Source organism: Sodalis sp. RH14, assembly GCF_047324285.1.
Classification (GTDB): Bacteria; Pseudomonadota; Gammaproteobacteria; order Enterobacterales; family Enterobacteriaceae; genus Acerihabitans.
In genome coordinates, this window is sequence record NZ_CP178739.1 from 100,481 (window position 1) to 123,835 (window position 23,355).

The window sequence follows — 23,355 nt, forward strand, 5'->3', positions numbered from 1 at the left end:
ATTTATTTGGTAATGTAGTGGCGAGGTTTCATATTTGAACCCGACAACCCAGGAGAGCTGCACTGTGTTCCAGAATGTTGATGCTTATGCGGGGGATCCAATCCTGTCGCTGATGGAAACCTACAAACAGGACCCGCGACCGGACAAAGTCAACCTGAGCATAGGGCTGTATTACAATGAGCAGGCGATTATTCCGCAATTGAAATCGGTGGCGCAAGCCGAATCCCTGCTTGAAGTCAGCCCGACGCAGGCATCATCCTACCTGCCGATGGCGGGACTGGCCTCGTACCGTTCCGCCAGCCAGTCGCTGCTGTTCGGTGAGCATCATCCGATGCGCGCGGCGTTGCGCATTGCCACCATCCAGACCCTGGGCGGCTCGGGAGGGTTAAGGATTGGCGCGGATTTCCTCAGGGATTATTTCCCGCAGTCCGAAGTCTGGGTCAGCGATCCGACTTGGGAAAATCATGTGGCCATTTTTTCCGGCGCAGGGTTTAAGGTCAACCGTTATCCCTATTTTGACGGCGAAACGCTGACGGTCAATGTCAGCGCCATGCTGGAATGCCTGCGCCAGTTGCCGGCCCAGAGCATCGTGCTGCTGCATCCGTGCTGCCACAACCCCACCGGTTCCGATCTCACCCGCGAACAATGGGACCGGGTTATCAGCGTGGTGGCGGAGCGGGAACTCATCCCGTTCCTGGATATTGCCTACCAGGGCTTTGGCGAAGGATTGGATGAGGATGCCTATGCGGTGCGCGAAATGGCGCGGCTGGGACTGCCCTGCCTGGTAAGCCAGTCGTTCTCGAAAATTTTCTCGCTCTATGCCGAGCGGGTGGGAACGTTGTCCGTGGTCTGCGCCAGCGCGGAAGAAGCCGGGCGCGTTCTGGGCCAGCTGACGTCCACCGTGCGCCGTAACTATTCCAGCCCGCCTAATTTTGGCGCGCAGGTGGTGGCGCGGGTGCTTAACGATCCGGCGCTGTACGCGCTGTGGCGTGAGGAAGTCGCCGCCATGCGCGCGCGTATCCTGCAGATGCGCCGGGACCTGGTGGGCGCGCTGAAAGTCGCGTTGCCCGCGCGTCGTTTTGACTATTTGCTGGAGCAGCGCGGCATGTTCAGCTATACCGGCCTTAGCCCGCGGCAGGTGGACCGGCTGCGCGACGAGTTTGGCGTTTATCTGATTGGCAGCGGCCGGATGTGCCTCGCCGGTCTGAACACCGATAACGTCCAGCGGGTAGCGCGGGCTATCGCCGCGCTGTAATGTGCCCGGCAATGCCCTGACGGCCCGTCGCGCGTTTTGCCGGCGGCGGGCCGCCGGCGCCTGCCATGAACGCCCGCTTTTCTCCGGTTCCCCCTCTATTAATCACCCCTTTCCACGCCGGTATGCCCCTATGCTCGCGCTGCTATACTTAAACTTACTGAAAGGAGCCTGAACTATGTGGCATCAACAAACCCTGATCCTGAAAGCCCGCGCGCGCGGTTTTCACCTGGTCACCGACGAGATAGCCGGCCAGCTCCCCGCGCTTGCCGATATTCGCACCGGCCTGCTGCATTTATTGCTGCAGCATACTTCCGCCTCGCTGACGCTGAATGAAAACTGCGACCCCAGCGTCAGAACCGATATGGAAAGCCATTTCCTGCGCCAGGTGCCCGAGGACGCCCCCTATGAACATGATTACGAAGGCGCGGACGATATGCCCGCGCACATTAAATCGTCTTTACTGGGTGCGTCACTGTTGATCCCCATCGGTCGGGGTAAATTGCTATTGGGGACCTGGCAGGGCATCTGGCTGGGTGAACATCGTAATCGGGGAGGGGAGCGCCGCATCGTCGCTACCCTGCAAGGGGAGTAAATATGGATCAATCCACATTTCTGGCGTATTGCATGGATAAGCCGGGCACGGAACAGAGCCTGCGGCAAGAATGGCAGGCCAGTCAGGTAAAAGTGGGGGAGGTTATGTTCGCCATGACCCACGAAATGAATGGCAAGCCCGTGATTTCATTGAAAAGCAGTCCGGAAATGGCGGCATCGCTGCGCGCGGAATATCAAGCCATCGTGCCGTGCGGCCTGTTGAATAAAACGCACTGGAATACGCTGTTCCTGGACGGGGATATCCCTGATTCGCAGTTTTATCACCTGGCCGACGCCTCCTGGCAGCTGGCGGTGGAATCGCTGCCGGACGCGCGGCGCCAGGAACTGAATATCTGACAGGGCGAAAACGCGCTCACCCCGCGGCGGCGCCTGTGCCGTTACGCCGCGCCGTATTTTCCCCAGTCGCTAATTAAAGCGCCATACAGCGCTACGGCCTGCCGTAGTTTATCCACCGCGCAGTATTCGTCGGTTTGATGCGCCATCGTCGGTTCACCGGGGCCGAGGATAATGCACGGCGGCGCGCCCAGCGCGCCCAGCAGCAGCGAGGCGTCGGTAAAATAGGGCACCACGCGCGGCTCTGGCTGCGCGTCATGCAGCGGGGCGCAGCGTTCGAATACCCGGCGGATCCAGGCGTTGCGGGGCTCGGTCAGTATCGCGGGCAGATCCACAAGCGTCGTCACCGTCACGGTATCGCCCAGCGCGGTGGTCAGCCGCTGGCGGATTTCGTCATGACGCAGATTGGGCGCGGTGCGGATATCCACGTCAAATTGGCTATGGTCCGGTACCGAATTGATATTCAGCCCGCCGCGGATGGTGCCGACGTTCAGGGTGGGCTGTTTCATCAGCGGATGCGGCGCGCCCGGCGCGAAATGACGGATCTTGCCTATTGCCTCGGCGGCCAGGTAAATGGCGTTGATACCCAACTCCGGCATGGCGCCGTGGGCGGTTTTTCCCCGGGTTTCGCAGCGCAGCCACAAGGCGCCCTTATGGCCGATGACCGGATAGTTGGCGGTGGGTTCGCCGACAATCAGCGCGCCTGCCGCCGGCAATGTGTCGCGCGCCGCGTCGATCAACGCCCGGGCGCCGTCGCAGCCGGTTTCCTCGCCGCCGGTTAAAACCAGCACCACGCCGGGGCCTGCCAGGATGGCGTCGCGATACTGGCGGCAGGCGACGATAAAGGCGGCGATGGCCGCTTTCATATCGCTGGCGCCGCGCCCGTACAGCCGGCCGTCGCTGATTTCGCCCGCAAAGGGGTCAAAACGCCACTCCGCATTGCCGAGCGGCACGGTATCCACATGGCCGGTGAACGCCAGCGGTTTCTCGTCGGCCCGCCGGCCCGCGAGGCGGGCCACCAGGTTAAACCGCCGCTCGCCGAACCGCTTGAGATCGATGCTGAATCCCTGTTCCCGCAGATAATCCGCCAGGAATGCCATGCATAAAGACTCGTCGCCGGGCGGATTGATGGTATTAAACCGCACCAGGGCGCGGGTGAGTGAAATAACGTCATCGTTCGGGTTCATGGCTTGGTCCGCAATCAGCGCCACGGGGGCGATGCCCCGCGGCATTCAGCGCGTAAAGACACGCCGGGGATTATCGATCATCAGGGTTTCCAACTGCTCGCCGCTGATGCCGTGGCGCCGCAGGCGCGGTACAAAATGCTTAAGAATATAACCATAGCCATGGCCGCCATAGCGGGTCAGCATGGTTTTCAGGAATACATCCTGGGACAGCAGCACCTGTTGAATAAACCCGTCGTCGATAAGCTCGCGAATGGCGCGGGCGTTTTCTTCGTCCGACGGCGATTGCGCGGCTTCATCGGCATAATAATAACCCATGCCGATCATATCGTATTCCAGGAACGCGCCGCGCCGCGCCAGATCGCGCTGATAGGTTTTATCCTGGAAACTGGGGTTCATATGGCACAGTACCACATGGCGCAGGTCGGCGCCCTCATGCTCCAGGATGTCCAGCACCCGGTGGCCGTGGCGTTCCCAGCCCGGCAAATGGATTTCCATCGGCACGCCGGTGGCGGCGCTGGCGCGTCCGGCGGCGCGCAGCGATTTTTCTTCATCCGGCGTAAACGCGGCGGATACGCCGATTTCGCCGATAAGCCCGGCGATAACCAGCGGTTTTTCCACGGCGCCGCCGACATCGTAGATAAGCTGCTCCGTTAACTGTTCCACCGATCGGGTCTTGACGTAGGCCGGATGCGAGGGTTCCAGGTAAAAGCCGGTGCCCATCACGATATTCAGGCCGGTAAGGCGCGAAATGCGCTGCAACGCCAGCGGATCGCGGCCGATGCCGATATTCGTGGGATCAACCACCGTTTCGCCGCCGAGCGCGCGAAATTTCATCAGCTCCGCCACCGCCAGCTCCGGGTCGAACAGCTGGCAATTATCGCGGCTGGCCAGGGGATTGAGCGCCAGTTCGCCGAGGTTTTCCATCCGCACCGGCATTTCGGCCAGGTGGCGTTCGCTGCAGCAGCAGGGCGGCACCCATTTGCCGGAAGCATCCAGCAGAATATGCTCATGCATCAGGGTCACCCCCATCCGCGCCACCGGCAGCGGGCCGAGCACCGTCATCACATAACCGCTGTCCACGCCGAGCGGCAGCGGATCGGCATGGCGGAAAATCGAGTTTTGCATCCTGTCTATCCTTTGGTCGGCACGGGATTAAAAATGCGGGTATTGAGCCAGATTGCCAGCAGGATTATGGTGCCGGTGGCAATTTGGGTATAAAACGGCGATATATGCGACAGGATCAGTCCGTTTTGGATTACGGCAATGGACAGGGCCCCCAGCAGGGTACCGATAATGGTGCCGAATCCGCCGAACAGGCTGGTGCTGCCGAGCACCACCGCGGCGATAACCTGCAGCTCGAATCCCTCGCCCTGGTTGGAGGAACCGCTGCCCAGGCGGGCGGTAATAATCATTCCCGCCAGCGCGGCGCTCATGCCGCTTAGCACATACACCCACAGGGTGGTGGCGCGGGTATTGACCCCCGCGCGCCTGACCCCTTCGGTGTTGGAGCCGATGCCGGTGACATAACGGCCGAAACGGGTGTGATTAAGCAATACATGCCCGCAAAGCAGGGCCAGCACGCCCAGGATGGCCGGCAAGGGCAACCCTATCACCCATGCCCGTCCCAGCAGGGTAAAAGGGCTATCGGCCGGGATGGGAATGGAATAGCCCTGGGTTATCAGCAGCGCCACGCCGCGCACCACCGCAAGCGTCGCCAGGGTGACGATAAAGGCCGGGATGCCTTCATAGGCGATAAAATACCCGTTAAGCACGCCTATCATCCCGCCGAGCGCCAGGCCGCCCAGCAGCACCACCGGCCAGGGCAATCCCCAGTTATTCAGGGCAATGGCGGACAGCGCGCCCACCAGGGCCAGGGTGGATCCTACCGACAGGTCGATGCCGCCGGTGGTGATCACAAGCGTCATGGCCGTGGCGACAATGAGCAGCGGCGCGCTCTGGCGAATAATATTCAGCCAGTTGGCGCCGCTGAGGAAGTTATCGGTAATCAGCGCAAACACCACGCAGCAGAACAGGCAAAACAGCGCGATGCTGACCACGCCGGAGTGATTGTGCAGGATGCGTCTTGGCAGGGAGTGCCGGATCATTCGGGTACTGGTCATATTTATCATACTCATGCGGAGATCCCCCGTTAATGGGCGCGGGCGGAATGCGCCTCGAACTTTTCGCCAACGATAAGGTTAACGATTTCCGCCAGGCTGGTATCGGCCACCCGGCGGTCGGCAACATTCGTGCCCTCGTACATCACCATAATGCGATCGCATACCAGGAACAGATCCTGTAAGCGGTGGGTAATCAGGATCACGCTGACCCCGCGGGCGCTGACGCGTTTGATTAACGCCAGAACCGCCTCCACCTCGGCCACCGCCAGCGCGGCGGTCGGCTCATCCATGATCAGCACCTTGGGTTCGAATGCCGCGGCGCGGGCGATGGCGATGGCCTGCCGTTGCCCGCCGGACAGGTTGCGCACCAGCAGACGGGTATCGGGAATGGAAATGCCCAGCCCCTGCAGCATGTCCCGCGCCTCGGCATGCATTCTTTTTTCATCCAGGAACGGCATGCCCAGTAGCCGCGTCTGCGGCTCCCGGCCCATAAATAAATTACCGGCCACATCCACCGTGTCGCACAACGATAAATCCTGATAGACCATTTCGATATGGCAGCGGCGGGCATCGGCGGGCGTGGCGAATCGCTGTTCGCTGCCGTCGATGCGGATGGCGCCGCTGGAGGGGACCACCGCGCCGGATAAAATCTTGGTCAGCGTGGATTTGCCCGCGCCGTTATCGCCGACCAGTCCCAGCACCTCGCCCGGCGCCAGCTTGAGATTGACGCCGCGTAGCGAACGTATGGATCCGTAGGTTTTGGTGATGGCCACCATCTCCACCCGGGGTGGCACCCTCTGTGCTACAGCCATTGATTAACCTCCACTCGTGTTAACAAATACGAAGGGGGGACATGCCGGCCCGCAGGGCCGTCACGCCGGCGTCGGAAATTGCCGTTATTTTCGGTTTGCATTCCTTTGTAAACCGGTTTACCAAAATAACGGGAATCCACTTTCGCCGCTCCACTCGCAATAACGCGCTGCTCATGGATATTTGTATCGCCATACGCCATCAAGCAGCTTTCATGCCATTCAGGATGGGCAGGGGGCGACATAGTCGTGCAATAAACCGGTATTTAACTGTTTTTTAAGATAATAAAAATTATTCGCAACATTGCGATCCCGGACTTGCCGGTCAGGGGGACCGGCGCGGATTACCGCGCCGTGACGCAGGGTTGTGCAGGCATGCGCCGTTATGGTGCAAAAGCGTTAGACCGGAGCATAAGGTTTAACCGAATCGCGGCCAATCCATTCCACCGGGATGCGGGTAACCTGGGCCACCGCCTGGCCGCCGCCAAGCAGCTTCATCATAATCTCAATGGCGGTGCGGCCCAGCAGCCGGGCGGGCTGGCGAATGGTGGACAGCCGCGGGGTGATAAGCTCGGCATAGCTGGCGTCATCGAAGCCGACCAGCGACAGCGCGTCGGGGGCGCTTTGGCCCCGTTGGCGCAGTCCGTCCAGCAGACCCAGCACCAGATAATCACTGGCGGCGAATACCGCGCTCGGCGCATCCGGCAGCGCCAGCAGCCGGTGCAGGGCGGCCTGGCCAAACTCGCGGCTGTAATCACCATACAGTACCCATTCCGGCGGGCAGCTCAAACCGGCGCGCGCCATCGCCTGCCTGAATCCTTCATGCCGTTCCCGCACGCTCATCAGGGCGTCGGGACCGCCGACAAAGGCGATACGCCGGTGTCCGGCATCAAGCAAATGCTGGGTGGCCAGTATTCCGCCCTGGACATTATCGACAAAGACCTTAGGCACGGCGCTGCCCGGGATATCCTCGTCAATCAGCACGATGCGCTGATGGCCCAGCAACTCCTCGCGCAGCAGGCCGTTATCGGGCCGGTTGGTCGTGAACAGCAGGCCGTCCACCTGGCAGGTATCCAGCCAGCGGATAAACTGACGCTCCTTGTCGGGATTATTGCGGGTAATGCACAGCACCAGGCTGTAGTGGTGTTCAGAGGCCGCCTCTTCCGCCGCATCGGCCAGCTCGGCAAAAAAAGGATTGGTAATATCCGGCAGCACCAGGCCGATAGTCTCGCTGCCGCCCTTGCTCAGGCGGCGCGCCAGGCTGTTGGCCCGATAGTCCAGACTGGCAATGGCATCCTCGATACGCGTAATAGTGGCCTGCGGCAGGACGATGCTGTTATTCAGGTAGCGCGAAACGGTAGCCTTGGACAGGCCTGCCAGAGCGGCGACATCCGACAGTACGACCCTTTTTTTACCCATCCAGCCCACCGCTGTCAGTGAATCCAGCGGTATTGTTAACACATTTTAGTCAGGCGTTTACAGCCTTTTTTTAGCCGGCGCGGGCTCCCGGCTGCTAGCCATAAAAAAATTAGCGCTTGACAAAAAAACGGCGCCGATTAATTGTAATTAACAGTTTACCTGCACCAAAGAGTAACCGGGAGTTATTCCCAAGCCTGTTGGTTCCTGCCGTGAAATAGCCTACATGGACAGGTTATGGTAAGGATTCAGCAGTGACGATGTATGCAAACCCGGCGAAAACGATTTAAGCCCGGGAATGTTTCTTCGCGCTATCAGATATTTGTCCCGCCAAAAAATAATCCTTGATGCGTAACGCGGCTGCCGCTTTACATTTCCCATCATGCCCTGAGCGTTTATTTCCGACGAGGACAACGTTATGTCATTCTATGCCAGTAAAAAAATTATCCGTACTGTAGCATGCTCGCTAAGCGCCGCCGCGCTCGTGGCCGGCGGGGTTTTCTCCGCCGGGGCAATGGCCAAGGACGCGCCGCCCACCTACGCGCTGGTGCAAATTAACCAGCAGGCGTTGTTCTTTAACCTGATGAATAAAGGCGCGCAGGAAGCCGCGAAAGAGAGCGGTAAATCATTGGTCATCTTTAATGCCAACGACAATCCGGTGGCGCAGAATGACGCCATCGAAAACTATATCCAGCAGGGAGTGAAAGGCATCCTGGTGGATGCTATTGATGTCAACGGCATTATGCCCGCCATTAAGGAAGCGGCGGACGCCCATATACCGGTTATCGCCATCGATGCAGTACTCCCGGACGGCCCGCAAAAATCCCAGGTGGGCGTGGATAATGTCAAAGGAGGCCAGATCCTGGGCGATTATTTTACCGATTATGTACAAAAAAATATGAACGGCAAAGCGAAGGTCGGTATTGTCGGCGCCCTGAACTCAGCCATTCAGAATGCCCGGCAGAAAGGTTTTGAAGACGCGATAAAAAAGAATCCGGCGATTACCGTCGCCGATGTGGTGGACGGACGCAATATCCAGGATGATGCCCTGACCGCGGCGGAAAACCTGATCACCGGCAACCCGGATATGACCGCGATTTACGCCACCGGCGAGCCGGCGCTGCTGGGTGCCATGGCGGCGGTGGTCAACCAGGGGCGCCAGGGCGATATCAAGGTCTTCGGCTGGGATTTGACCGCCCAGGCGATTGCCGGTATCGATCAGGGGTATGTGGCGGCGGTACTGCAGCAGGATCCGCAGAAAATGGGCGCCGAGGCGTTGAAGGCGCTAAACGCGGTAACCGCCGGCAACAGCGTGGAGAAAAATATCCTGGTACCGGCCGCGGTGGTGACCAAAACCAACGTCGATACCTATCGGCCATTGTTTAAATAACGCCGATCGGATCGGTGTTGATGGTCATGGGTGATAACGCCATTACCCGTACGGCATCCCGGCCCGGGCCGGGATGGATGAACGCGTCCGGTCACGCCAGGATGGCGTCAAGCTCGGCGCGGGTGGGAAACGCGCGCAGCGTACCGCTGCGGCCGATGGTGACTGCCGCCGCCAGGCCCGCGTGCCGCAGGGCGATAGCATCAACCGGCAGGTCGCGCCGCAGCGCGGAGGCCAGCATGGCCGCCAAAAAGGTATCGCCCGCGCCGGTGGTGTCGACGACCCGGCAGGGCGCGGCTTCGGCCCGCAGTTGCCGGCCGTCCCTGAACAATACCGCGCCGTCGGCGCCCAGGGTCATGACCAGGGCGCCGTTGCCGCCGGCCAGCAGGCGCCGTGCGGCGTCGGTCCTGTTTTCCAGGGCGGCGTTGAGCAAACGGGCCTCGACGCTGTTCACCACGGCCAAATCGACCAGCGGCCAGAGCCGGGCGAATTCCGTTTTGACCGGCGAGGGATTAAACACGGTGTATAACCGGCGGCTGCGGCAATATTCAAAAATGGCGCGCGTTTTATCAAAGGAGAAATTACCCTGCTGCAAGACGATATCGCCCGGCCGGGCATCGGCCAGGACGGCAGTTATCTGCGCCAGCGATAACATCCCGGCGGCGGTGGTGGTGGTAATATTGGCGTTATCACCGTCGGCGCTGTTTAAGATAATCGAGGTATCGGTCGCACAATCCAAGGGTTCTTCTGGAAATAATGTTAATGATTCCTGAGCTAATTTATCGCGACACCAGTCACCCTGATGATCGTTGCCGCGGGCGGCGATTAATGTGGTGCTTATTCCGCAGCGGGCCAATATTACGGCCTGATTGGCGCCTTTACCGCCAAGATCCTGCGATATTTTTCGGCCATGGATCGATGCGCCTTTTTCCGGCAGTTCATCGATTTGATAGGTCTGGTCAACGCCCATATTACCCACGACATAGACGTGCATAAATTATTCCTTAGAAGGTGAAACATAATGGCATCTATATCAGCAGAAAAACCAAGCGCAATACAAGATATATTTTCAAGAAACAAAGCGATTATTGGCGTGGTCCATTGCGAAGCCTTTCCCGGCTCGCCACAATATAAAGGCCAGTCTTTTGCTAAAATAATTGATCGCGCGCTCTATGACGCAAAAAGTTATATTGAAGGCGGTGTGCATGGATTAATTGTCGAGAACCACGGCGATATTCCTTTTTCTAAACCTGAGGATATCGGCCCGGAAACGGCGGCGTTAATGTCGGTAATCACCGATCGTATTAAGATGGAATTCGGCGTGCCGCTCGGCATCAATGTATTGGCCAATGCGGCGTTGCCGGCATTGGCCACGGCGCTGGCGGGCGGCGCGGATTTTATCCGGGTCAACCAATGGGCGAACGCCTACATCGCCAACGAAGGTTTTATCGAGGGGGCGGCGGCCAGGGCGCTGCGTTATCGCAGCCTGCTGCGCGCCGAGCATATCCGGGTGTTTGCCGACAGCCATGTAAAACACGGCAGCCATGCCATTGTCGCCGATCGCTCCATCCAGGAACTGACCCGCGATGTGGATTTTTTCCAGGCCGACGCGGTGATCGCCACCGGCCAGCGCACCGGCGACAGCGCCACCCTGGAGGAAATTGACGAAATCCGTTCGGCCACGGCGTTGCCGTTGCTGGTCGGGTCGGGCGTCACGCCAGATAACGTAGGACAGATCCTGCAGCGCACCCAGGGGGTGATCGTGGCCAGCACCCTGAAAGTGGGCGGCGTATGGTGGAACGAAGTGGAGCCGGCGCGGGTTAAACATTTTATGGCCGCGGCGCGGGCCGCGCTGGAGGCGTGATCGTGATAAGTTTTAGCGAACAATTGCTGGCGGAACATCAATCCACCTGGCAGGCCATGCAGCAGCATCGTTTTGTCACCGATATCGGGCAGGATCGGCTGCCGGCGCGGGTGTTTAACCAGTACCTGGTGTTTGAAGGCGATTTTGTCGCCACGGCCATCGGCATTTTTGCCCTGGCGGTGAGCAAGGCGCCTGGCATCCGCCAGCAGCGCTGGCTGGTGGGCGTGCTAAACGCGCTGGTGGACGAGCAGATGGGCTATTTTGAGGACGTGCTGGCAAGGCGCGGCATCGATATTAACAACTACAGGCGCGATGTGCCGGCGGTCGCCCGTTTTCGCGACGGTATGCTGGCGGCGGCGCGGCAGGGGGGCTATGCGGATATTATTACCCTGATGTTCGGCGCCGAGTGGATGTATTACGCCTGGTGTCGGCGCGTCAGCGAGTCGGCGCAGTCGGACGCCGATTTGCGCCATTGGGTGGAGATGCATGCCGCCGAGGCGTTTTTTGCCCAGGCGCGCTGGTTAAAAGAGGAATTGGACGCCCTCGCCGCGGCCCTGCCGGAGACGGAGCGCCAGCGCCTTTCCGACCTTTACCGCCAGGTGCTGGTGTGGGAAATTGATTTTCACGAGGCGGCGTATACCCAATAAGGCAGGGAAACAACGCCGGGTGGTTGCCCGGCGTTGGGTAGGGCGGCTTTGCGCCATCACCCGACGGAGGTTACCGGATGATGTTTGCGCGCCAGGATCGGCTTGAGAAAACGCGCGGTATGCGAGGTTTCACAGGCCGCCACCGTTTCCGGCGTGCCGGAGATCAGGATTTCGCCGCCGCCGTTGCCCCCTTCCGGACCCAAATCGACAATCCAGTCCGCGGTTTTAATCACGTCCAGGTTATGCTCGATAACCACGATGGTATTGCCCTGATCGCGCAGCTGGTGCAGTACCGCCAGCAGCTGTTCGATATCGGCAAAATGCAACCCGGTGGTGGGTTCGTCAAGGATATACAGCGTCTGCCCGGTGCCGCGTTTCGACAGTTCGCGCGCCAGCTTCACGCGCTGCGCCTCGCCGCCGGACAACGTGGTCGCCGACTGGCCCAGCCGGATATAGGACAGGCCCACGTCGATCAGGGTTTGCAGCTTGCGCGCCAGTGCGGGCACCGCGTCAAAAAACTCGCGGGCGTCCTCGATGGTCATATCCAGCACCTCGTGGATATTTTTACCCTTATACTTCACTTCCAGGGTTTCACGGTTGTAGCGCTGCCCTTTGCACTGATCGCAGGGCACGTAGATATCCGGCAGAAAGTGCATTTCCACTTTTATCACCCCGTCGCCCTGGCAGGCTTCGCAACGTCCGCCGCGCACGTTAAAACTGAAACGCCCCGGCGTATAACCGCGGGTACGGGATTCAGGCACGCCGGCAAACAGTTCACGCACCGGCGTGAATACGCCGGTATAGGTCGCCGGGTTGGAGCGCGGCGTGCGCCCGATGGGGCTTTGGTCGATATCAATGACCTTATCGAAATGTTCCAGGCCCTGGATATCGCGATAAGGGGCGACCTCGGTGGTGGTGGCGCCGTTGAGCTGGCGCTGCGCCACTGGGAACAGCGTGTCATTGATAAGCGTCGATTTACCGGAACCCGAGACGCCGGTGATGCAGGTAAACAGGCCCACCGGCAGGGTCAGCGTAACATCCTTGAGGTTATTGCCCCGGGCGCCGATAAGCTTCAGCACCTTGGTGGGGTCGGCCGGTATGCGGTGTTCGGGGATGGCGATTTCCCGCTTGCCGCTTAGGAACTGGCCGGTCAGCGAGGCCGGATTGGCCATGATCTGCTCGGCGGTGCCTTCCGCGACGATTTCGCCGCCGTGCACCCCCGCGCCCGGGCCGATATCGATAATATGATCCGCCGACCGGATGGCGTCTTCGTCATGTTCGACCACAATCACCGTATTGCCGAGGTTGCGCAAATGAATAAGCGTTTCCAGCAGGCGTTCGTTATCGCGCTGGTGCAGCCCGATGGACGGTTCGTCCAGCACATACATCACCCCCACCAGGCCGGCGCCGATCTGGCTGGCCAGGCGGATGCGCTGCGCCTCGCCGCCGGACAGGGTTTCCGCCGAGCGGGACAGCGAGAGGTAGTTCAGGCCCACGTTCACCAGGAATTTCAGCCGATCGCGGATCTCCTTGAGGATTTTGTCCGCAATCTGCGCGCGCTGGCCGCTGAGTTTCATCTCATCAAAGAACCCCAGCGCATTGCCGATGCCCATATCGGAAATGGTCGGCAGGGTGGTGTTTTCCACAAACACATGGCGCGCCTCGCGCCTGAGGCGGGTGCCGCCGCAGCTGGCGCAGGGCCGGTTGCTGATGTATTTCGCCAGTTCCTCGCGCACCGCCGAGGATTCGGTTTCCTTATAGCGGCGCTCCATGTTCGGCAGCACGCCCTCGAAAGGATGGCGCCTGACCGAGCTGTCGCCGCGATCGTTGATATACCTGAACTCAATGGTTTCCTTGCCGGAGCCGAACAGGATTTTTTGCTGTACCGAGGCGTCCAGCGCATTGAACGGCGCTTCCACATCGAACTTATAATGGTCCGCCAGGGAGCGCAGCATTTGAAAATAGTAGAAGTTGCGCCGATCCCAGCCGCGAATGGCGCCGCCCGCCAGCGAGATTTCCTCGTTCTGCAATACACGTTCCGGATCGAAGTATTGCTGCACGCCCAGTCCGTCGCAGGTGGGGCAGGCGCCGGCCGGGTTATTAAATGAGAACAGCCGGGGTTCCAGCTCCGGCATGCTATAACCGCAGATCGGGCAGGCAAAGTTGGCCGAAAACAGCATCTCCTCGGCATCGCCGCCGTCCATCTCGGCCACCACCGCCGTGCCGCCTGACAGGCCGAGCGCGGTTTCAAACGATTCCGCCAGGCGCTGGGCCAGATCTTCGCGCACCTTGAACCTGTCGACCACCACTTCGATGGTGTGTTTCTTTTGCAGTTCCAGTTTGGGCGGATCGGAGAGATCGCATACTTCGCCGTCGATGCGGGCGCGGATATAGCCCTGGGTGGCCAGGCCTTCCAGGGTTTTACTGTGCTCGCCTTTGCGGTCTTTGACGATCGGCGCCAGCAGCATCAGGCGCTTGCCCTCCGGCTGCGACAGCACGTTATCCACCATCTGGCTGACGGTTTGCGCCGCCAGCGGCACGTCGTGATCGGGACAGCGCGGCTCGCCGACGCGGGCGAACAGCAGGCGCAGGTAGTCGTGGATTTCGGTAATCGTCCCGACGGTTGAGCGCGGGTTATGCGAGGTGGATTTCTGCTCGATGGAAATAGCGGGGGACAACCCCTCGATATGGTCGACATCCGGTTTTTCCATCAGCGACAGGAACTGGCGGGCATAAGCGGACAGCGATTCGACGTAGCGGCGCTGCCCTTCGGCATACAGGGTGTCGAACGCCAGCGAGGACTTGCCGGAGCCGGACAGGCCGGTAATCACTATGAGCTTGTCGCGGGGAATAATCAGACTAATGTTTTTCAGATTGTGGGTACGCGCACCCCGAACTTCGATCTTATCCATTCAACTTAATCCCGACACCGGATGAATATTTGCCGCCGGTGATGCCTGCAACGACACACCTGGCGCGAAACGGACAATTATGACACAAAAAAAGCTGAACGAATATCCAGTATTGATTGTAACGCTGAACTCTGCATTCATCGGGCTGCGATCGCAGCCGCAATGATTTTCACCCGTGTCCTTTGGGCATTTGCGTGGTAAACTTTACCGATTACACTTACGTAAACGTTTAAGTAAAACATCTTATCAGGAGAGTCGACATGGCCAGCAGAGGCGTTAATAAAGTGATTCTAGTCGGAAATCTGGGCCAGGATCCGGAAGTCCGCTACATGCCGAACGGTGGCGCCGTGGCCAACATGACTCTGGCCACTTCCGAGAGCTGGCGCGACAAGCAGACCGGCGAGACCAAGGAAAAAACGGAATGGCACCGCGTGGTGCTGTTCGGCAAGCTGGCGGAAGTGGCCGGCGAATATCTGAAAAAAGGGTCGCAGGTCTATATCGAAGGCGCGTTGCAAACGCGTAAATGGACCGATCAGGGCGGCCAGGAACGTTACACCACCGAAGTCGTGGTTAACGTCGGCGGCACCATGCAGATGCTGGGCGGCCGCCAGGGCGGCGGCGCGGCGGGTGCCGGCGCGGGCGCGGGCGGCGGCCAGCAGGGCTGGGGCCAGCCGCAGCAGCCGCAGGGCGGCAACGCGCAGTTCAGCGGCAATCCTGGCGGCGCGGCGCCGGCAGCGCCCGCGGCAGGTCGTCCCGCCGCGCAGAATAATGCGCCGGCCGCGGGCAATGAGCCGCCGATGGATTTTGACGACGATATCCCGTTTTAAGTGTGCCGTTTTGCTTTGTAAATCAAGTGGTTAATTCGAGTTATTGAATTAATCATAGGCTGTTGGAGTGCCTATTGCAAGCCTGACTTATCCTTACCCAGTAATGGGTTTGAACCTCGAAAGAGGGAGGGGAGTGTAGCATGTCAGGAAAAGGCTGGTTGCGGGGAAATAACCTACTTTGCGCCAGCCATTGCAAATCCCATATGGTTAAGCCTGATTGGTTGAATCATAGTTCATAGTGGGTTTCGGGATATCGATGGCTCACGGTTATTTAGGAGTCATACCAATATTTATAGTAATTATTTTTAGAAGGTTACTATATCCAACAATGTTGGCACCTGCTCGGTGAGAGTGGTAATTGAACGTAAGTGAAACCTAAGTGGGATGCACCTTGACTACAAAGAAATACGGGATTACCTAAGTTGGTTAAGTAATTAACCAATATGGTAACGGAGACTCCGTAGTACCCAACGTAGCTCTGTAATGGAGTCGCAATTGGCTAACCAATCTGAAAAATATATATAAATTGATAAGTAATTATCAGTGAAACTATATTCGTAAGGGGGAAGGGAGTCAGTTGGATCTATACTAATAGAAGCGGGGTTCGATAGTCAGTGCTATCACAGAGAACACTCAATGCTCTAAATGGTATAAACAAAGCCAGTATACAAGGTTATAAGATCAAGAAACTGCATAAAATTATGTGCAGTAATAAAGATCTTTGGGCACAGGCCTATGCTAATATTTATTCTAATCAGGGAGCCATGACGAGAGGAATAAATAACAATACGATGGATGGAATGAGTGTGGACAGGATTATTAGTCTTATTCACCTCATAGAGTCCGGTTCGTACATACCCAAACCTTGTAAGCGCACGCACATACCCAAAGATGCCCGAAAACCGAATGGAAAGAAACGTCCATTAGGTATTCCAACCGGAGACGATAAATTAATACAGGAAGTAATGAGAATGTTATTGGAAGAAATCTATGAACCGGTTTTTAGCGACTGGAGCTATGGATTCAGGCCTAAGCGTTCCTGTCATTCTGCATTAAAAGAAATCAGAAACGGTTGGAAAGGAACAAAATGGGTATGTGATGTTGATATCAAAGGTTACTTCGACAACATTGACCACGATCTGCTGCTGAAATTCCTGAGCAAGCGGATCGCTGATAACAAATTTCTGGCGCTTCTCAAGAAGTTCCTGAAAGCTGGCTATCTGGACAACTGGCGTTACTTTGGCACTCATAGCGGAACACCACAAGGTGGCATTATCTCCCCTATTCTTGCCAATGTATTTCTCCACGAGCTTGATGAATTTATGAAAAATAGAATCACCGAATTCGGCAAAGGAGGACGGAGGAAACCCAATCCCATATACAGAAGAGCACTACAAAACCGGACAAATCGTATTAAATGGATCAGGCAAGGTTTCGGCGCTTCAGGAATGCCTGCTGATGAGCAGAAAATCCAAAAGTGGAAACAGGAAGCGGATGAACTGGAGAAACAATTGCGCACACTATCCAGTGTTATTATGGATGATACTGAATTCAAAAGAATGCGGTATGTTCGATATGCTGATGATTTTCTGATTGGAGTGATAGGAAGTAAAGGTGAGGCAAAAAAGATAATGGAAGAGGTTGTCTATTTTGTTGAATCCGAACTTCATCTGGAAATATCAAAGGAAAAATCCGGCATTATTGACCCGAAGAAAGGATTCACTTTTCTCGGTTATGAAATAAAAACACGCCGTGAAAGAAAACAGGTCAAATGTGTTGTAGGGCTTAATACAGATGGAAGTAAAACTCATGCGGTAAAACGTACGATAACGGAACACGTCCATCTGGGTGTACCGAGGGAAAGAATCCTGAAATTCTGCTCTCTACGTGGCTATGGGAATTACGATGGCGGATATGGTAATAGTGCTGGTCGGCCAGCAATGATGCACATGTCTGACTATGAAATCATTAGTCAGTACAACGCTGAAATGCGCGGCTACGCGAATTACTACAATCTTGCCCCCGTTCTCTATCTCAATAAGTTGCATTGGATATGGGAAAACAGTCTTTATAAGACGCTGGCAGGTAAGCATCGGATATCTCGCACCAAAATCGCGCGGCGGTTAAGGCAAGCGGATGGCAGGTATGTTTATCGGGAAAATCGTAATGGAAAGGTATATGAGTTGGAGGTATTTAGACTCAAAAACAGGAGTGCGCCCAAACACAGTTCACCGGATATATTGCCGAATACGTATAAATATTCTGGCAGAACTGAATTGCTGGACAGGATGGCTGCATGCCAATGTGAATATTGCGGTACTAGAACCGGCCCTTTTGAAGTCCACCATGTGAGGAAACTTAAGGATATCAAGTCGGGTACAGATAACTGGAAGACGCTGATGATTGCCCGTAACAGGAAAACATTAGTGATCTGCCGGATCTGTCACGTCAACCTTCACAGAGGAACACTGCCAGACCGAAGAAGCTTTGTTTGATCCAATGGAGAGCCGGATGCATAGAAATGTGCAAGTCCGGTTCGGTGGGGGGGTAACGGCTAATCCGTCAGGACGCACGTACCCTACCCAACTAGCTACCCAGCCCATCTTGCCACATCCAGGCTTAAAACCCCCGCATCGCGGGGGTTTTGTATTTTCGCCGTCACTCAGCGCTAAGCCGAACCGGGGGACGTGATATCCGCTGATGAAATCCGCCACTGGCCGTCATGACGTGTGGCGGCGGAATGTATCCTGCTAGCGACGGGACGACGGCGCGTAGAACGGTGCGCGCGGCGTTTCCTGCGCCAGATAATCGCGGTAAAAATCTTTTACATGCGGGAATACGGCCTTGCCCAGCTCGCGCCGGGCCTGCTCGTCCGCGCTGCGCGGCGCGGCCAGCTTTTGCGCGATATCATTGAGCACGGCGGCGCGATCGACCCGGGTAAACCGCCCCCGATGGCAGACTTCCTCGCCCTGGATGAATACGCTCTCGATATCCTTGGCGCGCGCCCGCTGCACCAGCACATCCAGCAGGGGAATATCCTCATCCTGATACGGCCAGGTGATACTTTGCCAATCGAACAGCACCGCATCCGCCAGTTTTCCCGGCTCCAGCCGGCCGATCCGTCCGGCAAAGGGGGTGGTTTTTGCCCCGCCCTCGGTGGCCATGCGCACGATTTCCCCACAGGACGGCACTTCATCGTCCTCAATGCCGGGCACGCGATGCACCCGCAACGCCAGACGCATCTCCTGCAGCATATCGCGATCTTCGTTAATTCCCGCCTCATCCAGCCCCAGGCCGACGGTCAGCCCATGGCGGCGGAAGGCGTTAAGCGGCGCGACGCCGCTGCGCAGGCGCAAATTAGAACTGCAGTTATGGCAAACGCAGGTCCCCGTTGCCGCTGCCAGTTCTATATCAGCCTCGTTCAGCCAAACGCCATGTCCCAGGGTCAGCGATGGTCCCAGCAGGCCCAGCTTGTGCAGGTGCGCCAGTGCCGTGGTACCGGTGCGTCTGCGGGCATATTCCCGCTGGTAGGCGGTTTCGACCAGATGCATATGCATCGGCACGCCGGCGTTATCCGCCTCCGCTTTGATCGCCTGTAACCCTTCGTCGCTGCACCAGTGCAGGTTGGCGGGCGCCAGTTGAATACGGGTCAGCGATTGGCCGCTATTATCTGCCGCCAGCATGCGGAACAGCTTGAGGTGATCGCCCAGCGGCAGCCGCTGTTTTTTCAAATGAGCAGCCAACTGCGGCTGGATTTCAGCCGGCACGCGGGCCACAAACCGTTCATCGGCTTCATAGACCAGCAGATTCTGCTCACGCACCGCGAAGCTGTAGGAGGCGCGCATGCCTATCTCACGGTAGGCGGCAAGCACCGCGCCGGCCGCCTGATGTATCGTCTCCAGCGTGCCGGGGCGCCAGCCGTGGATATGCTGTACGGTGGTGATGCCTGAGGCGATCATCTCAAAAGCGGAATAAAGCGTATCCAGCCGCAAATCCACCTCGCGCGCGCCCATGCGGCTGGCAAACCACAGTTCCAGCGCATAATCGGGCGAACCCAACTGCAGCGGGGTTAAGCCCACATGATGATGGCTGTTGACAAATCCCGGCATCAGCACGTGTTGCATGGACCCGTAGCGGCGGACCTGGGGATATTTATGGATCAAATCATCGGCATTGCCGATGTCCTCGATAACACCGTCTTTTTGGTAAAGCGCGCCCCGTTCCACCGCGATCGGGCGACCATCGTCGCCGATCCCCTGGATCAGCGTGCCTGCTAATATCAGTGACTCAGACATAAGGATATCCTGTAGCTGTAAAATTAACGCACCCAACCATGCGGCACGGGCCCAAACAAATCGTCGCGCCGATCGTTGAAATAGCGCATTTGCTGACGAAGCTGACTGAGTTGCCGGTAATCCAGCGTCGCGTTCACTTCCCCCGCGCCCAAGCGGCGAGGGCGGTGTGCCAGCAGCGTGCCGTCGGCGTTGATCACGCACGACTCGCCGTAATTATCCGTCGCTATTCCGTCCAGCCATTCCTCGCCCACTTTATTGGCGCAAACGACTATCAGGCCGTTCTCTTTGGCATGGGTACGCAATTCGCCGAGGAAGAAGGCTGCGTCGTCGCCGCCGCTGCCGGCGACGGGAACAATGACCACCTCAACCCCCGCCTGGCGCAGCGCGCGCCAGCATTCAGGAAAGCGGCGGTCATAACAGATCAAAATCGCACAGCGCCAGCCTTCAATAGCGAACCTTTGCAGTCCGTCGCCCGGCGTGAAATGCGCGGCCTCGTCATAGCCGGGCGGCGGATAGTCGCTGGTCGGCAAATGCAGCTTCCTGGCCAGGGCGCCGTCGCCCAGCCTTTTCCCCAGGCGGTCAAAACCGATAACGGCGTTGTGGTAACAGCCGGTTTGGCTATCGTGCTCATAGAGCGGCAATAAAATAGCGCATCCCAGCCGCTGGGCCAGCGCCGCGCACCATCCGGCGCTCTCGCCCCGGACGGATTCGGCCCAGTGGCGATATTTTTCCGCCGGCGCGGCGCAAAAATAGGGCGTCAGCGCCAGCTCGGGCAGCGCCACCAGCCGAGCGCCGGCTTGAGCGGCGCGGGTAATGGCCGCCTCCAGCTGCCGGCGATTAAGCGCCAAATCTTCGCCGCCCGGCGGCATTTGCAGCGCGGCCACCGGCAGGTAGGGTGATATCATCAGCCCACCTCCTGTTCGGCAAAGGCGCGATCGACTTCATCGCGCAGCAAATCGATAAGATGGTCGCTGAGCTGATGAAACAGGGGGCTTTTGGGGTCGCGCGGCCGCGGGAGATCGATGGGAATGATTTCTTTGATGCCGCCCGGACGCGCGGTAAAGACCACCACGCGATCGGCCAGCGCCACGGCTTCATCAATATGATGGGTGACAAAAATCATCGATACGCCGGTTTGACGCCATATGCGGATAAGGAAGTCCTGCATCTTCGCCCGCGTTTGCACATCCAATGCCGCAAAGGGTTCATCCAGCAGCAGCGCCTCGGGATTCAGCGCCAGCGCCCTGGCCATCGCCACCCGCTGGCGCATGCCGCCGGATAACTGATCGGGCCGTTTCTGCGCGGCATCGGCGAGGCCGACGTTTTGCAGGATGGACTGCGCCCGTTTCAGCCTTTGTTCTTTCGACATTCCCTGCATCTTCAGGCCGAAGGCGACATTTTCCGCAACCGAAAGCCAGGGATAGAGCGACGCTTCCTGGAAGACAAATCCGCGATCGGTGCCCGGTTGCGACACCTCGGCGCCGCCGCAGCGGATTGAGCCTTCGCTGACCGATTCCAGCCCGGCTATCATATACAGCAGGGTGCTTTTACCGCAGCCGCTGGGCCCAAGCAGCACGACAAACTCTCCGCGCGCCACTTGCAAATCGACATTTTTCAGCGCGACGACAGCGCCGCCTTGCGCGTCGGTCCAGACTTTGCCCACGCTATTGCAATCAATCAGCGGCGGCTGTGGGAGGGTATTTTGCGTCATTTCTGGCCTCCGGCGCGGTTGTCAGGTACCCAGTAAAGGAGCTTTTTCTGCACATAGCGCAACAGCAGATCGAAAACAAATCCGGTAATGCCGATGATGGTCATGGTGAAAAACGACAGGCTGGAATTGAAGGTATTGCGCGCCTGCATGACGATTTGCCCCAACCCGCTGCCAACGCCTGTCGCCTCAGCCACCAGCACAATCATCCAGGCGCCGAACAGGTTCATGCGCAGTACGAAAAATAACGCGGGCAGGATGGCGGGGATAATGACGTAACGGAAGGTTTGCGCCCGGGTGGCCCCCATAACCGCCGCCACGTTGAGATGGGTTTTGCTCACGCTCTCAATCTGGCTGATAGTGGATACCGTCATGACGAAAAACAGTGAAATAAACACCATGAAAATCGCCGGCGGATTGCCGATGCCGAAGATAAAAATGGCCACCGGCAGCCAGGCGATAGGCGAAATAGGCGCCAGCAGGGTGATGGTCGGCAATACCAACTTGCCAAACAGACGGAAATAGCAAATAGCCAGGCCACATACCAGGCTCAGGACAAAACCCAGAGTCAGGCCCGCCATCACGCGGCCCACCGTGGCGAGGATGGTTTTTCCCAACGACAGTAACGCGGTGTCGTCAGTGACCTGCCCGATAACATCGGTCGGGATAAAATATTGCGCCTGCTGGGCGAAATTCGCCAGGAAGATATGGGGCGGCGGCAACAACAGCGGATTTAATCCCCCAAAAGCCCAGCACGCTTCCCAGATCCCGGCAAACAGGGCGACGGAAGCCACGCCCCAGCCGAGGCGCGAGAAAAACGCCGGCCAGCCGCGGCGGCGGGTTTTCCTTATCGGAGGAATGATCTCGACCGGTGAAACACCGGCGGCTTTTACCGGCTTTCGCAGGGTATTCACATTCATGCGCTTTTCAGCTCCAGCGAACCATACAAGTCGGGATTTTCCTTAATCACCTCATTGAGCAATGACCAGTCGAAGATATCCGTTCCTGGTACCTTCTGGATGTAACGCAGCTCTTTCAGGTTATTGGCGCGCTGCAGGATAAAATCCTGGTTCTGCCGCTGGTCTATCATCGCCGGCTGTTTGGCGGCGGCGTCCAGGGTGGCTTCGTAGCTGGTCTTGAAATATTTGCCCACGGTATCCTTGACCGCCGAGGCGCGGTCGGTCTCTTCCTGATGCTGGCCGATCATCATGCCCTTGATAAGCGCCTTCACCGCCTCGCGATTTTCCGCCAGCACGGAGGAGCGTACCGCCAGCACGCAATCGCTATAGTTCTTGCCATAGATGTCGACGCCGTCGGAAAGCCGTACTGCGCCAGGGCGCGCCTGCAATGCCTGGGTAGCATAAGGTTCGATATGGCACATGGCGTCGATATTGCCGTTGATAAACGCCTGGGCCAGTTCCGGGGAGGTGCCGAAGTAGCGCACTTTGACGTCGGCAAAGCCCATGCCCGCTTTTTTCAGGTAGTCATAAGGCAGCATTTCCAGCGTATCCGCCTGGAAGGTGCCCAGCGTCTTGCCGCGCAGCTTTTCGGCGGAATCGATGCCCTGCTGGCTGACGATTACGCAGCCCTGCACGCCTGAGCCGGCGACGATCTTGATTGGCGCGCCCTGGGCGAAAAGCGTAATAAAGTTGGTGTAGGGGACTACCGTCACATCCACCAGCCCGGCGCCGAACAAGGCGGCTATATCGGCGTTAGTCGGGGTGGTGACAAAATCCAGCGCGACGTTTTTCGCCAGCCCGCGTTCCTTGACCAGGAAGAAGGGACAGTTGCATAAGCCCGTCCCATGGGTGGCCTTAAAGGTGGTGATATCCGCCGCCAGGGCGGGGGTGCTGATAAGGTATTTGCCCAACGCCAGGCCGCCGGCCGCCAGCGCGCTGTGTTTCAGGAAATGGCGGCGATTGATATCAAAGCCATTAAGCCGCGGAAAAACCCGTTTTGTTGACATGATGTTTGTCTCCTGGT

20 protein-coding genes are annotated in these 23,355 nt (G+C 58.0%); 8 read left to right on the forward strand and 12 right to left on the reverse strand.

Translation table 11 applies throughout. The features are described 5' to 3' along the window. The first annotated feature begins 64 nt into the window (after positions 1 to 64). From ACL2XQ_RS00445 to ACL2XQ_RS00455, 3 genes are all read left to right on the forward strand, one after another. Complete coding sequence (locus ACL2XQ_RS00445; protein WP_410012611.1) at positions 65 to 1,255, forward strand: aromatic amino acid transaminase; 1,191 nt, start codon at positions 65 to 67, stop codon at positions 1,253 to 1,255. 175 nt (positions 1,256 to 1,430) lie between these two features. Further along, complete coding sequence (locus ACL2XQ_RS00450) at positions 1,431 to 1,847, forward strand: secondary thiamine-phosphate synthase enzyme YjbQ (RefSeq protein ID WP_410012610.1); 417 nt, start codon at positions 1,431 to 1,433, stop codon at positions 1,845 to 1,847. 2 nt (positions 1,848 to 1,849) lie between these two features. Then, positions 1,850 to 2,203 carry an MmcQ/YjbR family DNA-binding protein gene (locus ACL2XQ_RS00455; protein ID WP_410012609.1) on the forward strand — a complete coding sequence of 118 codons (354 nt, stop codon included), beginning with the start codon at positions 1,850 to 1,852 and terminating at the stop codon, positions 2,201 to 2,203. A 41-nt stretch (positions 2,204 to 2,244) separates the two neighbouring features. On the opposite strand, the gene ACL2XQ_RS00460 is transcribed toward ACL2XQ_RS00455, so the two are convergent. The 5 genes from ACL2XQ_RS00460 to ACL2XQ_RS00480 all read right to left on the reverse strand — a co-directional run bounded on the left by ACL2XQ_RS00460 (position 2,245) and on the right by ACL2XQ_RS00480 (position 7,735). Then, on the reverse strand, positions 2,245 to 3,387 hold the full coding sequence (locus tag ACL2XQ_RS00460; protein ID WP_413727371.1) for a M20 family metallopeptidase: 1,143 nt from the start codon (positions 3,385 to 3,387) through the stop codon (positions 2,245 to 2,247). A 45-nt stretch (positions 3,388 to 3,432) separates the two neighbouring features. Then, complete coding sequence (locus tag ACL2XQ_RS00465) at positions 3,433 to 4,512, reverse strand: phosphotriesterase (protein WP_410012607.1); 1,080 nt, start codon at positions 4,510 to 4,512, stop codon at positions 3,433 to 3,435. Between the two features lie 5 nt (positions 4,513 to 4,517). Next, entirely contained in the window at positions 4,518 to 5,513 is a 996-nt protein-coding gene (locus ACL2XQ_RS00470; protein ID WP_410016659.1) for an ABC transporter permease, read from the reverse strand. Between the two features lie 23 nt (positions 5,514 to 5,536). Continuing rightward, positions 5,537 to 6,283: an ATP-binding cassette domain-containing protein gene (locus ACL2XQ_RS00475; protein ID WP_410016658.1), complete on the reverse strand. Its 747-nt coding sequence runs from the start codon at positions 6,281 to 6,283 to the stop codon at positions 5,537 to 5,539. A 432-nt stretch (positions 6,284 to 6,715) separates the two neighbouring features. Further along, positions 6,716 to 7,735 carry a LacI family DNA-binding transcriptional regulator gene (locus ACL2XQ_RS00480; protein ID WP_413721849.1) on the reverse strand — a complete coding sequence of 340 codons (1,020 nt, stop codon included), beginning with the start codon at positions 7,733 to 7,735 and terminating at the stop codon, positions 6,716 to 6,718. Positions 7,736 to 8,150: 415 nt separating this feature from the next. On the opposite strand from ACL2XQ_RS00480, the gene ACL2XQ_RS00485 reads away from it, so the two are divergent. Next, on the forward strand, positions 8,151 to 9,122 hold the full coding sequence (locus ACL2XQ_RS00485) for a substrate-binding domain-containing protein (protein ID WP_410012605.1): 972 nt from the start codon (positions 8,151 to 8,153) through the stop codon (positions 9,120 to 9,122). A 91-nt stretch (positions 9,123 to 9,213) separates the two neighbouring features. On the opposite strand, the gene ACL2XQ_RS00490 is transcribed toward ACL2XQ_RS00485, so the two are convergent. Beyond that, positions 9,214 to 10,113 (reverse strand): ribokinase, encoded by a 900-nt coding sequence (locus ACL2XQ_RS00490; protein WP_410012604.1) that lies wholly within the window; start codon positions 10,111 to 10,113, stop codon positions 9,214 to 9,216. Positions 10,114 to 10,140: 27 nt separating this feature from the next. Between ACL2XQ_RS00490 and ACL2XQ_RS00495 the strand changes: the two genes are divergently transcribed. After that, the gene (locus tag ACL2XQ_RS00495; RefSeq protein WP_413739921.1) at positions 10,141 to 10,983 is read left to right on the forward strand and encodes a BtpA/SgcQ family protein; all 843 of its coding nucleotides are present in this window, start codon (positions 10,141 to 10,143) and stop codon (positions 10,981 to 10,983) included. 2 nt (positions 10,984 to 10,985) lie between these two features. Then, a complete protein-coding gene (locus ACL2XQ_RS00500) occupies positions 10,986 to 11,630 on the forward strand; it encodes a TenA family protein (protein WP_410012602.1) in 645 nt (214 codons plus the stop codon). Between the two features lie 56 nt (positions 11,631 to 11,686). Here the strand turns inward: ACL2XQ_RS00500 and uvrA are convergent, their stop codons facing one another. Then, entirely contained in the window at positions 11,687 to 14,542 is a 2,856-nt protein-coding gene (gene uvrA, locus ACL2XQ_RS00505) for an excinuclease ABC subunit UvrA (protein WP_410012601.1), read from the reverse strand. A 260-nt stretch (positions 14,543 to 14,802) separates the two neighbouring features. On the opposite strand from uvrA, the gene ACL2XQ_RS00510 reads away from it, so the two are divergent. Continuing rightward, positions 14,803 to 15,369 carry a single-stranded DNA-binding protein gene (locus tag ACL2XQ_RS00510; RefSeq protein WP_413739922.1) on the forward strand — a complete coding sequence of 189 codons (567 nt, stop codon included), beginning with the start codon at positions 14,803 to 14,805 and terminating at the stop codon, positions 15,367 to 15,369. Positions 15,370 to 15,983: 614 nt separating this feature from the next. Then, positions 15,984 to 17,864 (forward strand): group II intron reverse transcriptase, encoded by a 1,881-nt coding sequence (locus ACL2XQ_RS00515; protein ID WP_410012599.1) that lies wholly within the window; start codon positions 15,984 to 15,986, stop codon positions 17,862 to 17,864. A 255-nt stretch (positions 17,865 to 18,119) separates the two neighbouring features. Here ACL2XQ_RS00515 and ACL2XQ_RS00520 read toward each other — a convergent pair whose 3' ends face one another. Genes ACL2XQ_RS00520 through ACL2XQ_RS00540 form a run of 5 tightly spaced genes read right to left on the reverse strand, consistent with a single transcriptional unit; the run spans position 18,120 to position 23,338 of the window. Next, the gene (locus ACL2XQ_RS00520) at positions 18,120 to 19,664 is read right to left on the reverse strand and encodes an amidohydrolase family protein (protein ID WP_413739923.1); all 1,545 of its coding nucleotides are present in this window, start codon (positions 19,662 to 19,664) and stop codon (positions 18,120 to 18,122) included. 23 nt (positions 19,665 to 19,687) lie between these two features. Continuing rightward, complete coding sequence (locus ACL2XQ_RS00525; RefSeq protein WP_413739924.1) at positions 19,688 to 20,569, reverse strand: carbon-nitrogen hydrolase family protein; 882 nt, start codon at positions 20,567 to 20,569, stop codon at positions 19,688 to 19,690. Next, positions 20,569 to 21,375, reverse strand: coding sequence for an ABC transporter ATP-binding protein (locus ACL2XQ_RS00530; protein ID WP_410012596.1), 807 nt, complete (start codon positions 21,373 to 21,375; stop codon positions 20,569 to 20,571). Before ACL2XQ_RS00530 ends, ACL2XQ_RS00525 begins: the two co-directional genes overlap by 1 nt. Continuing rightward, complete coding sequence (locus ACL2XQ_RS00535) at positions 21,372 to 22,292, reverse strand: ABC transporter permease (RefSeq protein WP_413739925.1); 921 nt, start codon at positions 22,290 to 22,292, stop codon at positions 21,372 to 21,374. Before ACL2XQ_RS00535 ends, ACL2XQ_RS00530 begins: the two co-directional genes overlap by 4 nt. Continuing rightward, positions 22,289 to 23,338 (reverse strand): ABC transporter substrate-binding protein, encoded by a 1,050-nt coding sequence (locus ACL2XQ_RS00540; protein WP_410012594.1) that lies wholly within the window; start codon positions 23,336 to 23,338, stop codon positions 22,289 to 22,291. The genes ACL2XQ_RS00535 and ACL2XQ_RS00540 overlap by 4 nt, the downstream gene beginning before the upstream one ends. Positions 23,339 to 23,355: the final 17 nt, after the last annotated feature.

Bases quoted from the DNA above. Each gene is read 5' to 3' on its own strand.
- ACL2XQ_RS00450 (WP_410012610.1), top strand. From the start codon at position 1,431: ATGTGGCATCAACAAACCCTGATCCTGAAAGCCCGCGCGCGCGGTTTT.
- ACL2XQ_RS00455 (WP_410012609.1), top strand. From the start codon at position 1,850: ATGGATCAATCCACATTTCTGGCGTATTGCATGGATAAGCCGGGCACG.
- ACL2XQ_RS00460 (WP_413727371.1), bottom strand. From the start codon at position 3,387: ATGAACCCGAACGATGACGTTATTTCACTCACCCGCGCCCTGGTGCGG.
- ACL2XQ_RS00465 (WP_410012607.1), bottom strand. From the start codon at position 4,512: ATGCAAAACTCGATTTTCCGCCATGCCGATCCGCTGCCGCTCGGCGTG.
- ACL2XQ_RS00475 (WP_410016658.1), bottom strand. From the start codon at position 6,283: ATGGTGGCCATCACCAAAACCTACGGATCCATACGTTCGCTACGCGGC.
- ACL2XQ_RS00480 (WP_413721849.1), bottom strand. From the start codon at position 7,735: ATGGGTAAAAAAAGGGTCGTACTGTCGGATGTCGCCGCTCTGGCAGGC.
- ACL2XQ_RS00485 (WP_410012605.1), top strand. From the start codon at position 8,151: ATGTCATTCTATGCCAGTAAAAAAATTATCCGTACTGTAGCATGCTCG.
- ACL2XQ_RS00490 (WP_410012604.1), bottom strand. From the start codon at position 10,113: ATGCACGTCTATGTCGTGGGTAATATGGGCGTTGACCAGACCTATCAA.
- ACL2XQ_RS00495 (WP_413739921.1), top strand. From the start codon at position 10,141: ATGGCATCTATATCAGCAGAAAAACCAAGCGCAATACAAGATATATTT.
- uvrA (WP_410012601.1), bottom strand. From the start codon at position 14,542: ATGGATAAGATCGAAGTTCGGGGTGCGCGTACCCACAATCTGAAAAAC.
- ACL2XQ_RS00510 (WP_413739922.1), top strand. From the start codon at position 14,803: ATGGCCAGCAGAGGCGTTAATAAAGTGATTCTAGTCGGAAATCTGGGC.
- ACL2XQ_RS00520 (WP_413739923.1), bottom strand. From the start codon at position 19,664: ATGTCTGAGTCACTGATATTAGCAGGCACGCTGATCCAGGGGATCGGC.
- ACL2XQ_RS00525 (WP_413739924.1), bottom strand. From the start codon at position 20,569: ATGATATCACCCTACCTGCCGGTGGCCGCGCTGCAAATGCCGCCGGGC.
- ACL2XQ_RS00530 (WP_410012596.1), bottom strand. From the start codon at position 21,375: ATGACGCAAAATACCCTCCCACAGCCGCCGCTGATTGATTGCAATAGC.
- ACL2XQ_RS00535 (WP_413739925.1), bottom strand. From the start codon at position 22,292: ATGAATGTGAATACCCTGCGAAAGCCGGTAAAAGCCGCCGGTGTTTCA.
- ACL2XQ_RS00540 (WP_410012594.1), bottom strand. From the start codon at position 23,338: ATGTCAACAAAACGGGTTTTTCCGCGGCTTAATGGCTTTGATATCAAT.